Genomic DNA, 13,087 nt, shown 5'->3' with positions numbered 1-13,087 from the left:
AGCAAGGAGCAAGGAGCAAGCGATGGGTCGTTCAGTAAAGGAAGAGCGGGGAATCGTGGCGCCGCCAGAGCCGGTGGCGGGGCGGTTGTCACCCACAGGGGGGCAGGGTGCCCATATCGCCGCGACCAGCGACGCCGAGGCGGTGGCGCGCTGGCTGGCCGAGTACCGGGGAAGCCCCAGGACGCTGGCCGCCTATCGCCGCGAGGCCGAGCGGCTGCTGCTGTGGCTGGATGAACAGGCGCTGGGGTTGGCCGAGGTGCGCCGCGACCACCTGGAGGCCTTCGAGGCCTTCCTCGCCAACCCGCGCCCGCGAGGCCGCTGGGTGGGGCCGCCGCGGCCGCGCCAGGCTGAGGACTGGCGGCCGTTTCGCGGGCCGCTGTCGCCGGCCAGCCGCCGCCAGAGCCTGGTGATCCTGCAGGGAATGTTCTCCTGGCTCGCCGAGGCGGGCTGGGTGGCCCACAACCCCTTCCGGCTGATGCGCGACAAGCGACGGCGCCTGGACAACCGCCAGGGCGGCATCGAGCGCTATCTCGAGGCGCCGCTGTGGGGGTGGCTGTGGGACTGGCTCGGCCGGCCGGTGGAGGAGGGCGCCTCACCGCGAGTTCGCTTCGAATGGGCCCGGCGGCGCTTCGTGTTCGGCTTCGCCTACCTGCTCGCCCCGCGCATCGCCGAGATGAGTGCGGCGCGTATGGGCGACTTCCGGCGGCGCGAGGGGCGTTGGTGGTGGGAGGTGGTAGGGAAGGGGAGCAAGGCGGCGCGTATCCCGGTGCCGCCGGACATGGTGACGCTGCTGATCGAGTGGCGAGGCGAGCTGGGCCTTGCCGGCGAGCCACAGCCCGACGACGATAGCCCGCTGCTGCGCGCCCTGGATGGCCGGCGCGGCCTCGGCGACAACCGCCTCTACCGGCTGATCCGCGAGACCTTCCGCGAGGCCGCTGCGATGCTCGAGCAGGAGCAGGGCGACGCGGCTCGCCCCTGGGCGCTGCGCCTGCGGCAGGCCACGCCCCACTGGCTGCGCCATACGGCACTCACCCACCAGGCCCAGGCCGGGGTGGAGCTGCGCTACCTGGCGGCCACGGCGCGTCATGCCCGCCTCGATACCACCGCCCGCTACCTGCACGCCGAGGCGGAGGAGTGGCATCGCCAGCAGGCGCGCCATGGCCTGGATCCGGTAACAGAGATCCAGGGCAGGGAGAACGAGGAAAGCGGCAGGGCGGACGAGCCGGGGAGGGAGCCTGTATAATGGGGCCATTATCAGCGAGGAGTTTCAATGAGCATCGACACCACCGCCGAACAGGCGCAGCAGGAGCTGCTGGAAGAGTTCGAACTGTTCGATAACTGGATGGATCGCTACCAGTACATCATCGACCTGGGCAAGCAGCTGCCGGACTTCCCCGACGAGTGGAAATGCGACGAGCACAAGATCCAGGGCTGCCAGTCCAATGTGTGGATGCGCCACCGGCTGGAGGAAGGACGCCTGCACTTCGATGCCATCTCGGATGCCGCCATCGTCTCGGGGCTGATCGCCGTGTTGCTGCGTATCTACAGCGACCGCCCGCCGGCGGAGATCCGCGACACCCAGCCCGAGTTCCTCGTCGCCCTGGGTCTCGACAAGCACCTGTCACCGACCCGCAGCAACGGCCTGCACGCCATGCTCAAGCGCATCTACGAGGTCGCCGAGCGGGCCGCCGCCTAAGTGCCAATTTCGCTCGAAATAATCATTTTTATAAGCCAGGCTTTAAAAATAATCGTTTTTTAGGCGAGATAATCATTTTGGCAAGGCAAGTGGGCGACGAAATCGGCTATGGTTGGTTGGCCTCGGCGTATGACGTGGCTGCTGTCCAGCCGTTCCCTGTCGAGAGTCGTATTGGTCGTGCTCGTCACACCCTGGAGCAGGAGGGGCATCGCAGTGAGGCCTATCTGGAAAGCATGCGGCCCCCGGCGACCCTTTCCGGCCATCTCACCTTCGCCCTGAAGCATGAGGGCGTACATCTCGAGTTCCTGGCCCGACTCTTCCGAAAACTCCCCCCCGAGAGCCTTTCTGAGTGGGTTCGTAGCGAGCCTACCGGGCAATATGCTCGTCGAGCCGGTTTCCTGTCAGCAAGCCTGGTATCTGACTCGCGAGGCGATCAAGGAGTGGGTGGAAGGCCCCGATGAGCACATGGATCGTATTATTCGCGCCATTCGACAGCACGGTGGCGTGAGCGGCAAGCTTCGCCGGGACTTCCCCGTCCTGGATGACCCGGTGCTCGTCGAGCGGTTAGAAACCATCGTGGCCGAGGGCTTCACCGGTATTGGTCGAATCGAATAGCTCCCACCTAGACAAGCGACTAGGAAGCGGGGGCCTCGCTCCTGCGGCGCCGTTCCCGGGCGAGGATCGCCTCGGCGTCCAGGCTGGCGATGGTGCCTTCGGCGGGTATCTCGCCGGCCAGCCGCAGCGCCAGGTAGCGACCGCAGCAGACGCGCAGGAAGGAGGCGAAGCCGCCCTGATCATGGCCGGCTTCGTCGCACTCCCGCGAGAGTCGACCGATCAACTGGGTCAGGCTATGGCCATCGCGGCGGGCGACCTCCTCCAGCACCTCCCAGTAGAAACGCTCCAGACGCACGCTGGTGGAGACCCCGTCCAGGCGCAGCGAGCGAGTCTGCGCCTCCCACAGGCTCGGCTCGGCACCGATAAAGAGTCGGCACATGATCTTCACCTCCCATGCTAAGTGACCGGGAGCACCAGGGTACTCCCGGTCAGCGCTTATCGGGAGTCTAGACCTCTAACCGCGCCCCCAGCACGGCCATAAATTGCGCCAGCCAGGCGGGATGCGCCGGCCAGGCTGGGGCGGTGACCAACTGACCGTCGGTGATGGCGGCATCCACGGCGATATCGGCATAGCGGCCACCGGCGAGCTCCACCTCGGGGCGACAGGCGGGGTAGGCCGCGCAGCGGCGCCCCTCCAGTACCCTGGCGGCGGCCAGCAACTGGGCGCCGTGACAGATCGCCGCCACCGGCTTGTCGGCGTCGAAGAAGTGGCGCACCAGGGCGATGACCTCATCGTCAAGACGCAGGTACTCCGGGGCGCGCCCCCCGGGGATCACCAGGCCATCATAGGCCTTTGCGTCCACGCCGGCGAAGTCCGCATTGAGGGCAAAGCGATGGCCGGGCTTCTCGGTATAGGTCTGGTCGCCCTCGAAGTCATGGATGGCGGTGGCCACGGTATCGCCGGCGGCCTTGTCGGGGCAGACCGCATCGACGCGGTAGCCCACCGCCTGCAGGGCCTGGAAAGGCACCATGATCTCGTAGTCTTCGACGAAATCCCCGCACAGCAGCAGCAGTCGTTTGACAGGCATGGCGTCACTCCTCCTCGGGATCTTGTGATTGGCGTCTCCGCCATGGGCGGAGGGAATCATACTGGCACGGCGGGAATCGCAGGAGGTGGTAGCGGGCTACTACACCAGGAAACGCCAGGGATGCACCAGAACCGAGGGCGAGGCGGGGCTTAGCGGTGGTGACAGCCGTTATCGCGGGGGCGGAACTGCTCGTCGAGCTCGGGGTCTTCCCGGCACAGGGCCTCGCTGGGTCCGCCGGGTACCGGGTCGATGCCGCCGTCGGCGCCAGGATGACAGCGCAGGATACGCCGCAGGGCGAGCCAGCCCCCCTTGAGGGGGCCATGCACCTGGAGGGCTTCCACCGTGTAGTGGGAACAGGTCGGCCAGTAGCGGCAGCGGGGCCCCAGCAGGGGGCTGATACCCCACTGATAGAGGCGCACCAGGCCGATCATCAAGGCAGCCAGCAGCCGGCTCAGCGAGGCAACCAGGCCGCGCCAGAGCGCGGCGAGCCAGCCGGCCAGGCAACGCATGCTAGGCCTTGCCCTTGCCGTAGAGGGTCTCCGGGTCGATCAGCGGTTCGCTGCTGATGCGTGCCTGGTCGGCATCCAGGGCGACATAGAAGCAGTGGCGGCGCCCGGTGTGACAGGCAGGGCCGGTCTGGTCGACTTGCAGCAGCACAGTATCGCCGTCGCAATCCAGGGCGGCACTCTTGAGCAGCTGTTGCTGGCCGGAGCTCTCGCCCTTGCGCCACAGCTTGCCCCGGGAGCGAGACCAGTAGCAGACCCGGCCACTGTGCAGGGTCTCTTCCAGGGCCTCGCGGTTCATCCAGGCCATCATCAGCACTTCGCCACTATCGTGCTGCTGGGCGATGGCGGGAATCAGTCCGGCCTCGTTCCAGGCGACCGTATCCAGCAGCCGGGCGGTCGACTCGGTGGTGTCCAGGGGGGCGCGCTCCAGCGCCTTGAATAGCTCGCTCATGGGTGTCTCATGATCAGAATGGGGGTGGACCTAGGCCTGGGTCGCCGCCGCGGGTGATGCCTCCTCGCTGCTGGTGTGGCGGCAGTCGTCGCAACTGCCCAGCAGCTCGATGGTCTGCCGCTCGACGCGAAAGCCCAGCGCACGGGCGCGGTCGGCCAGCTGGGCGTTGACGTCGTCGAGGTGCAGCTCCTCGACCCGGCCGCAGCGTCGGCAGATCAGCAGCTGGAAGCCGTGGGAGTGCTCGGGGCAGGGGCAGGCGACGTAGGCATTGAGGGACTCGATGCGATGCACCAGCCCCTGGTCGATCAGGAACTCCAGCGCCCGGTAGACCGTGGGCGGCCGGGCGGCGGCGTGCTCGGCGGCTAGGCGGTCGAGCAGGTCGTAGGCCTTGAGGCCGCCGGGGGCCTCGGCGATCAGCTCCAGTACGCGGCGCCGGATCGGGGTAAAGCGTGCACCGCGCGCCTGGCACTGGTGCTCCGCCTGGCGCAACAGGTCTCGGGATTCGGTCATGGGGCCGTCGGCTGTCGGGTTCGGGCCCCATTCTACGCGGCCGGGGGAGGGCGGGCCACCGCGGCTCAGGCGGGAGCGGTGCTCTCGAGCTCGCTGCGCCGGGCGAAGTGCTCGCGGGCGAAGGCCACCCGCTCCTCGGGGGATGCCCCCTCGGCCTGCTTCTCGACGAGGTCGAGGCGGCGCCTGAGCCCCTCGCCGTTGGCCATCTGGATGGCCAGGCCCGGACGGGCGTTGAGCTCCAGCAGCATGGGGCCGCGGTCACGGTCGAGCACCATGTCGGTGCCGAGGTAGCCGAGCCCGGTCATTTCAAAGCAGCCGGCGGCGAGACGCAGCAGGGTCGGCCAGTCGGGGATCGCCAGGCTCGCCAGCTCATGACCGGTGTCCGGGTGGTCGTGGCGGGTGCGGTCGAACTGCACGCCACGCACCGCGGTGCCGGTGGCGATATCCAGGCCCACGCCCACGGCCCCCTGGTGGAGGTTGGCCTTGCCGTCCGATGCGGCGGTGGAGAGGCGCATCATCGCCATCACCGGGTAGCCGCGGAAGACGATGACGCGGATATCGGGGACCCCCTCGTAGGTGTACTCCGAGAGGCTCTCATCGAAGTTGATCAGCGCCTCGATCAGCGCCACGTCGGGGGCGCCGCCCAGCGAGTAGAGCCCCGAGAGGATGTTGGAGACATGGCGCTCGACGTCGGCGAGGCTCATGTGCATGCCGCTGGGCTTGACGAAGTCGCTGCCCTCAACGTGGTCGATCACCAGGATCCCCTTGCCGCCGCTGCCCTTGGCCGGCTTGATCACAAAGCCGTCGTGGCCGGCGAGCAGGTCGCCGATGTGCATGACGCCGAACTGGGTGGTCACGGTGCCGATCAGCGCTGGGGTGGTGATCCCGAAGCGTTCGGCCAGCAGCTTGGTCTGGAGCTTGTCATCGACCAGCGGGTAGAGGCGCCGGCTGTTGTAGCGGCCGATATAGCGGATGTTGCGGCGGTTCATGCCGATGATGCCGCGGGCGCGCAGCTTGCCGGGGGTGGTCCATTCGCGCATGGCTCAGTCCTCGGTCACCGGTTTGAAGCGGCGCAGCTCCAGCAGGCGGTAGCCGGTATAGTTGCCGATCATCAGGATCAGCGCCATCAGGATCAGCTGCACCCCCAGGAAGTTGAAGGTGATATGGCGCACCCAGGGGTTGTTCATCGCCAGGTAGGCGAGCACCGCGGTGACCAGGCTGCCGCCGCCCTGGATCAGCACCTCCTTGGGGCCTTCCTCCTCCCACAGGATCGACATGCGCTCGATGGTCCAGGAGAGGATGATCATCGGGAAGAAGGTGATGGTCAGCCCGGCGTTGAGCCCGAAGCGGTAGGCCAGCACCGAGAACAGCGAGATGATGCCGATCACTGTGATGATCACCGCCGTCACCCGCGCCACCAGCAACAGGTTGAGGTAGGAGAGGTAGCCGCGGATCACCAGGCCCACCGCCACCACCAGCAGGAAGCCGATCAGGCCGGTGGCCAGGCTGGTCTGGATGAAGGCCAGGGCGATCAGCACCGGCATGAAGGTGCCGGAGGTCTTGATCCCCACCAGGATGCGCAGTACCACCACCACCAGGGCGCCGATGGGGATGAGCAGGATGGTCTGGAACAGCGACTGCTCCTCCAGCGGCAGGCTATGGATGGAGAAGTTGAGCAGGGTGTCCTCGGCGAGCTGGTTGCGCACCGCCGCGGCCGCTGGCTGGTTGCGGGAGAGCATCGAGAAGGTCACCCGGGAGTTGGTGCCCCCCTGGACCTCCAACACCGCCTGGCCGCTGGCCTCCCACAGCAGCAGGTTGTCCGGGCGGCCCTGCTCCCCGGTGGTCGGATTGAAGAGCGCCCACCGCTGGTCATCGAAGACCTGGATCCAGCGGGTCAGTGACTGGCGGCGACGGCCATCCTCCAGCAGCAGGCCGCTGACCTCGCGGGCCGGCACCCCGGCCTGGTTGAGCAGGCGCACCAGCAGCGGGGTGCGCTCGAACTGGGTGAGCAGCAGCCGGGCATTCTCGCCCTGGCGCTCGTCGCTTAAGTCCAGGAACAGCTCCCGGGCGAAGGTGTAGGGGTCGGCGCTGCGGCTCCAGGCACGTTCGATCACCTGGCTGGCGGCGGTGTCATAGGGGCGCTCCCAGACGATGTCGCGGCGCACCGGGGGCGTCTCGATGCGCGGCGGGCGGCTGTCGGGGGCCACCAGCACCTGGGCGGTGTAGTAGAGCTGCTGGGGCCCGGTGGCCTCGCGGATCGACCACTGGGCGCGTCGCGCTCCCTGTTCCTCGAAGTAGGAGAGGCCGTAACCCGGGGAGGCGGTGTGCTCGGTGAGCAGCCGAAAGCCCTCCTGGGTGGAGGGCAGCGCCATCTCCACCAGCACCGGGCCCCCCAGGGCGGTGAAGTTGACCTGGGCCTCCACCTCCCACACCTGGCGCTGCTCGCCGGGGGTCCAGGGCACCTCGAGCTGATAGTGACGATACAGGCTCATGGCGACACCGACCAGGAACAGCAGGCCGACCAGCAGGTAGAAGGGCAGTCGTGACATGGGTCTTCCTTGGCAGGGCGCGGCCGCGGCGGGCTCAACGCGCCTCGGCTTCGAGTTCGGCGTCATCCTGGTCGCGCTCGGCTTCCGCTGCCGGGCGACCGCCGGGGAATTCGGGACGCTCATGGAGGTACTGCTCGGCGACATCGACGACGGCGATATCCATCAGGAAGCGCCGCCCGAGCAGGGCCGGGTAGTCGAGATGGGTGCGGTCGCTCAGGGTGAACTCCACCGGCTCCTGGAAGCTGCCGAGGGTCATCATCAGGGTGACCACCGGACGCGACTCCTCGCCGGTGGCCTGGATGACCCGTACCCGGCGCTCGATGGGCGCCTCGATCCATTCGTCGCGCACCGCCTCCACGACCACGTCATCCTCGGTGAGGCCCAGCTTGAAGCGGATCCAGTCCTCGCCGTCACGCTCGAAGCGGGTGATCTCTTGGGCCGAGAGCGACGAGGTGTTGGCACCGGTGTCGATGCGCGCCTTGAGGTAGGTGCCCACACCGGGCAGGCCGATCCACTCGCTGCGGCCCATCACCATCTTGTTGGCCAGCCCCAGTTCGTCGGCGGCGCAGTCACGGGCCACCACCACGGGGTCGGGTGCATCGGCGTCGAGGGCATCCAGGCGCGTGTTCATCCCGCGCAGCAGGGAGCCTACCTCTCGCACGTCCGCCACAAGGGTCTCCTGACGACGCGTCAGCTCGTCATGCCGGCGGTCGCGGACATCGCAGCGTTCGCCCAGCGTCGCTTCCAGTTGCGCCATGCGCTGCTGGAAAACAGCCGGGGAGAGCGTGGGTTCCGGCGGGGTTCGGTCGAGGTGGGCACAGCCGGCGAGAAGCAGTACGGATGCCGCCAGGCCGGCGCGCAGCAGGGGGTGGGGCATGGGGGTCGGCACATCCTTGAGACAGTGCGTTGATGATAAGGAGTGGCCGGGGACCTTGTCCAACGCCGCCGGATGGCGACAGGGGGTGTCGGGGCGGTAACGAAAGGAATTCCCCATGCAGAATTTAACATAATATACATTATGCGAATCATTGGCCCGAGATAAGACTCCTGGCCTTCGCACGTCCTGGCCTCCACCGGCGAACCGGCGCTGGTCATGCACTTCGTCTATGCCGACGGCGAGACCGACCTCCGGGTCTGGACCTTCGAGCGCGACGGCGAGGATCGCTGGATCGGGCGCGCCAACGACGTCGAGGGCCCGGTGGCGGCGCGCCAGGCGGGCCACGTCTTCAACATGACTTACCGGCTGCCGGTGGAGGTCTCGGGGCGCGAGCTGACCTTCACCCTGGATGACTGGATGTACCTGCAGCCCGGAAGAAGTTCGGCGTGACCCTGGCCGAGATCACCATCGTCTTCAACCGTGTCGAGTGAGGGCCGAAACGCCACGGGCCCCAGCATCGCTGCCGGGGCCCGCGCACGTTCAGGGTGTCACCCCCTGACGGGTCACTCGCTCGGGGTTACTCGGCCGGAGCGTAGGAGCCATCCTCGCGGTGTACTTCGGTGCCGGTCAGGCCCGGGGTGAAGACGCAGGCCAGGTGCATGGTCTTGTGGGCGCGCAGCAGGTGCTCGTCGTGCTGGTCGAGGATATAGATGTCGCCCGGCTTGATCGGCCAGATCTTGCCGTCGGCCAGGGTCTCCACCTCGCCCTCGCCCTCGATGCAGTAGACCGCCTCGAAGTGATGCTTGTAGTGGATATGGGTCTCGGTACCCTCGAAGATCCGGGTGATGTGGAAGGAGCAGTTGCCGCCGTCATCGGCGAGCGACAGGCGGGTGCTGTCCCAGTTGCCGTTCTCCGCCTTCACCAGGCGGTCGGTCTTGCGGCACTCCTCGAGATTACGAACGATCATGTGGTCTCTCCTAGGTAATCCGTGACGGGCCGGTCGGCGTCGCGACCGGCCGAGTGTTGACCGAGCCGCCGGGGCGGCTCTGACAAGCCTATCAGCTCAGCGCGTCCTTGGTGCTGCGCTCGAGGATATCCAGCCCTTCGCGCAGGTCCTCCTCCGGGATGGTCAGCGGGCAGAGGCACTTCACCACCTCGCCGTCCTGGCCGCTGGTCTCGATCACCAGGCCGTTCTCGAAGGCCTTGTGGGTGATCTTGTCGGCGATCTCGCCGGTGCCTACGTCGATGCCGCGCATCAGGCCGCGGCCACGCTCGGAGGCTTCGATGCCCTGCTCACCGATCCAGGCGGCGATCTTCTGGAAACGCTCGGCGACGATCTCGCCCTTGCGCTGGACTTCCTTGGCGAAGCTGTCGTCGCGCCAGAAGGTCTCCAGGGCGGCGGCGGCGGTGGTGAAAGCCAGCGCGAAGCCACGGAAAGTGCCGTTGTACTGGCCCGGCTTCCAGACATCGAGCTCGGGACGCATCAGCACCTGGGAGAACGGCAGGCCGAGGCCGGAGAGCGACTTGGAGTTGGTGACGATGTCCGGCACCACCCCGGCGTGCTCGAAGCTGAAGAACTTGCCGGTGCGGCCGCAGCCGGCCTGGATGTCGTCGACGATCAGCAGGATGTCGTGGGCGCGGCAGATCTGCTCGAGGCGCTTGAGCCACTCGGTGCCACAGGCGTTGATGCCGCCCTCACCCTGCACGGTCTCGACGATCACGCCGGCCGGCACGTCGAGGCCACCGGACTTGTCGGAGAGCAGCTTCTCGAAGTAGTCCAGGGTGTTGGTGCCGTCACCCAGGTAGCCGTCGTAGGGCAGGAAGCTGCCGCCCACGGTGGGCACGCCGCCGGTTGCCTCGCGGAACTTGCGGTTGCCGGTGGTGGCCAGCGCCCCCATGGTCACGCCGTGGAAGCCGTTGGTGAAGGTCACGATGTTGTGCCGGCCCTTGGCGTTACGCGCCAGGCGGATGGCCGCCTCGACGGCGTTAGTGCCGGTCGGTCCGGGGAACTGCACCTTGTAGTCCAGGCCGCGCGGCTTGAGGATGATCTCCTCCAGGGCCTCGAGGTAGCGGCGCTTGGCGGCGGTGAAGAAGTCCAGGCCGTGGATGATGTTGTCCTCGGCCAGGTACTCCAGCAGGGCCTGCTTGATCTCGGGGTTGTTGTGGCCATAGTTGAGGGTGCCGGCGCCGGCCAGGAAGTCGATGTACTGGCGGCCGTCCTCGTCGGTCAGGCGCGCGTTCTTCGCCTGGGTGAAGACCACCGGGAAGGAGCGGGAATAGGTCCGGACGTCGGATTCCATGCGTTCGAGGATCTGGGTCTGCATCGTGCGACCTCCTTGAGGAGAGGATGAATGAACGAAGGGTGGCGCGAGGTCGACGTCGGCCTCGCCCACGAGATCGGAAGGGATCAGAGACGATCGGTCTGGAAGGGGCCGATCCGTACCAGGTTCTCGGGGTCGTGTTCGCCGCCGAGCTGGTCGGTGGAGAAGTATTCGCGGCTGTTGAGCGGCGCCTGCCAGCGAGCGGCGAGGCGGCGAAACAGCCCCCAGGAGGCCTGGTTGTCGGGGGTGATGGTGGTCTCGAGGTGGTGCACCTCGGCGAGCTCCGGACGGGTCATCACCGCCTCCACCAGGCGGCGGGCCAGGCCGGTGCCGCGGGCCTTCTCGCCCACCGCGACCTGCCACAGGAAATAGGTGTCAGGCGCGTTGCTCTTCACGTAGCCGGAGACGAAGCCGACGATCTCGCCCTCCTCGTCCGTGGCCACCGCGCAGCTGTCGCGGAACTGGGTGGCCAGCAGCAGGTAGGCGTAGGCGGAATTGACGTCGAGTGGGGGGCAGGACTTGACCAGCTCGTAGATGCCCCAGCCATCGTCGGGATTGGGCTTGCGGATGAAGAGGTCGCTGGCCTGGGCATCGACCACCTCGTCGGCGACGGTGGGCCGCGCGAGGTCGGCGGAGGGCGTGAAGGGCTCGGTTGTTGTCATCATGGGCGATGTTCGCTTCGGCGATGTCGGGAGGATTATACCAAGCGTCGGCCGAATCTCAAATTTGCCATTATTTTGCGAGCCGCAAACCATAACGGAAAATTATGCAAGGGGCGCTCGCGGTAGGGAATCTCGCTGCGGCACTGGCCTCCTTCAGTCTAGTCCGCTCGGTCGCGGGCGGCCCCAACGAAGGAGGCCGCCTTGCGGCGGCCCCTTTCGATCGGATCAGCGCCGCGTCGGCGAGCGCATGGTGACGAACTCCTCGGCGCCGGTGGGATGGATGCCCACGGTGGCGTCGAAGTCGGCCTTGGTCAGGCCCGCCTTCACGGCGATGGCGATGCCCTGGATCACCTCGCCGGCCTCCTCGCCCACCATATGCGCCCCCACCACCACATCGCTCTTGTCATCCACGATCAGCTTCATCAGGCAGCGCTCGCTGCTGCCCGACAGGGTGTGCTTCATGGGACGGAAGTCGGCGCTGTACACGCGGATCTCGCCGCAGCGCTCGCGGGCCTCCTCCTCGGAGAGCCCCACGGTGCCGATATTGGGATGGCAAAACACCGCGGTGGGGATGTTGGCATAGTCCAGCGGGGCGCTCGGCGGCGTCGCCTCGAAGTGGCAGCGCACCAGGTGCATCGCCTCGGCCAGCGCCACCGGGGTAAGCTCTGGGCCACCGATGACGTCGCCCAGGGCCAGCACCGAGGGCACCGAGCTCTCGAGGCGATCGTTGACCTTAATGTAGCCGCCGTCGTCGAGCTCGACCCCCAGCGCCTCCAGGCCCAACCCCTCGAGGTGCGGGCGGCGGCCGGTGGCGGCGAGCACCGCATCCACCTCCAGGGTCTCGCCGTCGGTGAGGGTCACCACCAGGCCGCCCTCGACACGTTCGATGCGCTCGACGTTGGTGTCGAAGCGCAGGTCGACGCCCTTCGCGGCCATCTGGTCACGGGTGAACTCGCGCACCTCGCGGTCGAAGCCGCGCAGGAAGAGCTCGCCGCGGTAGATCAGGTGGGTCTCGCTGCCCAGGCCATTGAAGATGCTGGCGAACTCCACGGCGATATAGCCGCCGCCCAGCACCAGGAAGCGCTCGGGGAAGCGGTCGAGGTCGAACACCTCGTTGGAGCTCAGAGCGAGCTCGCTGCCCGGGAACTCGGGGATCCAGGGCCAGCCGCCAACCGCCACCAGGATCTTCGCGGCGCTGTGCACCTCGTCGCCCACCGCGACGCGATGGGCATCCAGCACCCGGGCCCGGGCGTTGATCAGGCGTACCCCGGCGTCATCCAGCAGGCGCGCATAGATGCCGTTGAGGCGCTTGATCTCGCCCACCTTGTTGTCGCGCAGGGTCGGCCAGTCGAAGGTCGGCGCCGCGTCGAGCCGCCAGCCGAAGCCCTCGGCATCTTCGAAGGCGTCGCGGAAGTGGGCGGCGTAGGAGTAGAGCTTCTTGGGCACGCAGCCCACGTTGACGCAGGTGCCGCCCAGGTAGCGGTCCTCCGCCACGGCCACGCGGGCGCCGGTGGCGGCGGCGGTGCGCGCCGCCCTGACGCCGCCGGAGCCGGCGCCGATCACGAAGAGGTCCCAGTCGTAGGTGGTGGTATCGAGGTCGGACACGGTCTCGCTCCTTGTGGTGGGCCGGGGCCCGGGGTCGGATGCGGCGATGATAGCAGCCAAGGGCGGCACACGGCATGACGCGGGGTCGCACCCGCAGGGCTATCGCAGATAGCCTGGCTGCTCGATAGCTCGGGGCTGATCTGGCGATAAGCCTACGAGGAGGCGCTGTAAATACCTCCCTGTACGCTACCTCGGCCGTCCCTGGTCCTCGGACCTCCTCTTCGGCTTATCCCCAGCGCCCCTTGGTTCGGTAACTGCGATAGCCCT

At 67.5% G+C, this 13,087-nt stretch carries 16 protein-coding genes; 4 read left to right on the top strand and 12 right to left on the bottom strand.

The annotated features are described in order from the left end of the window. Positions 1 to 22 precede the first annotated feature (22 nt). The 3 genes from Q673_RS22555 to Q673_RS22540 all read left to right on the top strand — a co-directional run bounded on the left by Q673_RS22555 (position 23) and on the right by Q673_RS22540 (position 2,311). Positions 23 to 1,243: a tyrosine-type recombinase/integrase gene (locus Q673_RS22555; protein ID WP_052004169.1), complete on the top strand. Its 1,221-nt coding sequence runs from the start codon at positions 23 to 25 to the stop codon at positions 1,241 to 1,243. Positions 1,244 to 1,270: 27 nt separating this feature from the next. Continuing rightward, on the top strand, positions 1,271 to 1,696 hold the full coding sequence (locus Q673_RS22550; RefSeq protein ID WP_023004915.1) for a SufE family protein: 426 nt from the start codon (positions 1,271 to 1,273) through the stop codon (positions 1,694 to 1,696). 378 nt (positions 1,697 to 2,074) lie between these two features. Beyond that, the gene (locus Q673_RS22540; RefSeq protein ID WP_023004913.1) at positions 2,075 to 2,311 is read left to right on the top strand and encodes a hypothetical protein; all 237 of its coding nucleotides are present in this window, start codon (positions 2,075 to 2,077) and stop codon (positions 2,309 to 2,311) included. 19 nt (positions 2,312 to 2,330) lie between these two features. Here Q673_RS22540 and Q673_RS22535 read toward each other — a convergent pair whose 3' ends face one another. The 8 genes from Q673_RS22535 to Q673_RS22500 form a co-directional block, all read right to left on the bottom strand. Beyond that, complete coding sequence (locus Q673_RS22535; RefSeq protein ID WP_031217604.1) at positions 2,331 to 2,690, bottom strand: ribbon-helix-helix domain-containing protein; 360 nt, start codon at positions 2,688 to 2,690, stop codon at positions 2,331 to 2,333. Between the two features lie 67 nt (positions 2,691 to 2,757). Beyond that, positions 2,758 to 3,339 (bottom strand): DJ-1/PfpI family protein, encoded by a 582-nt coding sequence (locus Q673_RS22530; protein ID WP_023004911.1) that lies wholly within the window; start codon positions 3,337 to 3,339, stop codon positions 2,758 to 2,760. A gap of 149 nt (positions 3,340 to 3,488) precedes the next feature. Further along, entirely contained in the window at positions 3,489 to 3,848 is a 360-nt protein-coding gene (gene yidD, locus Q673_RS22525) for a membrane protein insertion efficiency factor YidD (RefSeq protein WP_023004910.1), read from the bottom strand. 1 nt (position 3,849) lies between these two features. Then, complete coding sequence (hisI, locus tag Q673_RS22520; protein WP_023004909.1) at positions 3,850 to 4,296, bottom strand: phosphoribosyl-AMP cyclohydrolase; 447 nt, start codon at positions 4,294 to 4,296, stop codon at positions 3,850 to 3,852. Positions 4,297 to 4,326: 30 nt separating this feature from the next. Next, positions 4,327 to 4,806, bottom strand: coding sequence for a transcriptional repressor (locus Q673_RS22515; RefSeq protein ID WP_023004908.1), 480 nt, complete (start codon positions 4,804 to 4,806; stop codon positions 4,327 to 4,329). Positions 4,807 to 4,871: 65 nt separating this feature from the next. Beyond that, positions 4,872 to 5,846 carry an alpha-L-glutamate ligase-like protein gene (locus Q673_RS22510; RefSeq protein ID WP_023004907.1) on the bottom strand — a complete coding sequence of 325 codons (975 nt, stop codon included), beginning with the start codon at positions 5,844 to 5,846 and terminating at the stop codon, positions 4,872 to 4,874. A 3-nt stretch (positions 5,847 to 5,849) separates the two neighbouring features. Continuing rightward, complete coding sequence (locus Q673_RS22505; RefSeq protein ID WP_023004906.1) at positions 5,850 to 7,355, bottom strand: UUP1 family membrane protein; 1,506 nt, start codon at positions 7,353 to 7,355, stop codon at positions 5,850 to 5,852. 34 nt (positions 7,356 to 7,389) lie between these two features. Next, positions 7,390 to 8,232, bottom strand: coding sequence for an ATP-dependent zinc protease family protein (locus Q673_RS22500; RefSeq protein WP_023004905.1), 843 nt, complete (start codon positions 8,230 to 8,232; stop codon positions 7,390 to 7,392). A 216-nt stretch (positions 8,233 to 8,448) separates the two neighbouring features. Between Q673_RS22500 and Q673_RS22495 the strand changes: the two genes are divergently transcribed. After that, a complete protein-coding gene (locus tag Q673_RS22495) occupies positions 8,449 to 8,682 on the top strand; it encodes a DUF3833 family protein (RefSeq protein WP_023004904.1) in 234 nt (77 codons plus the stop codon). A 127-nt stretch (positions 8,683 to 8,809) separates the two neighbouring features. Here Q673_RS22495 and Q673_RS22490 read toward each other — a convergent pair whose 3' ends face one another. The 4 genes from Q673_RS22490 to gorA form a co-directional block, all read right to left on the bottom strand. Next, positions 8,810 to 9,199, bottom strand: coding sequence for an ectoine synthase (locus Q673_RS22490; RefSeq protein WP_023004903.1), 390 nt, complete (start codon positions 9,197 to 9,199; stop codon positions 8,810 to 8,812). Between the two features lie 91 nt (positions 9,200 to 9,290). After that, positions 9,291 to 10,556 (bottom strand): diaminobutyrate--2-oxoglutarate transaminase, encoded by a 1,266-nt coding sequence (gene ectB, locus Q673_RS22485; RefSeq protein WP_023004902.1) that lies wholly within the window; start codon positions 10,554 to 10,556, stop codon positions 9,291 to 9,293. A gap of 83 nt (positions 10,557 to 10,639) precedes the next feature. After that, on the bottom strand, positions 10,640 to 11,218 hold the full coding sequence (ectA, locus tag Q673_RS22480; RefSeq protein WP_023004901.1) for a diaminobutyrate acetyltransferase: 579 nt from the start codon (positions 11,216 to 11,218) through the stop codon (positions 10,640 to 10,642). A gap of 222 nt (positions 11,219 to 11,440) precedes the next feature. Continuing rightward, on the bottom strand, positions 11,441 to 12,820 hold the full coding sequence (gene gorA, locus Q673_RS22475; RefSeq protein WP_023004900.1) for a glutathione-disulfide reductase: 1,380 nt from the start codon (positions 12,818 to 12,820) through the stop codon (positions 11,441 to 11,443). Between the last annotated feature and the right edge of the window lie 267 nt (positions 12,821 to 13,087).

The sequence above is a fragment of the Halomonas sp. PBN3 genome (assembly GCF_000475415.1).
Classification (GTDB): Bacteria; Pseudomonadota; Gammaproteobacteria; order Pseudomonadales; family Halomonadaceae; genus Halomonas; species Halomonas shengliensis.
Note: the sequence above shows the minus strand (reverse complement) of the source record. Positions and strands in the feature narration are given on the sequence as shown.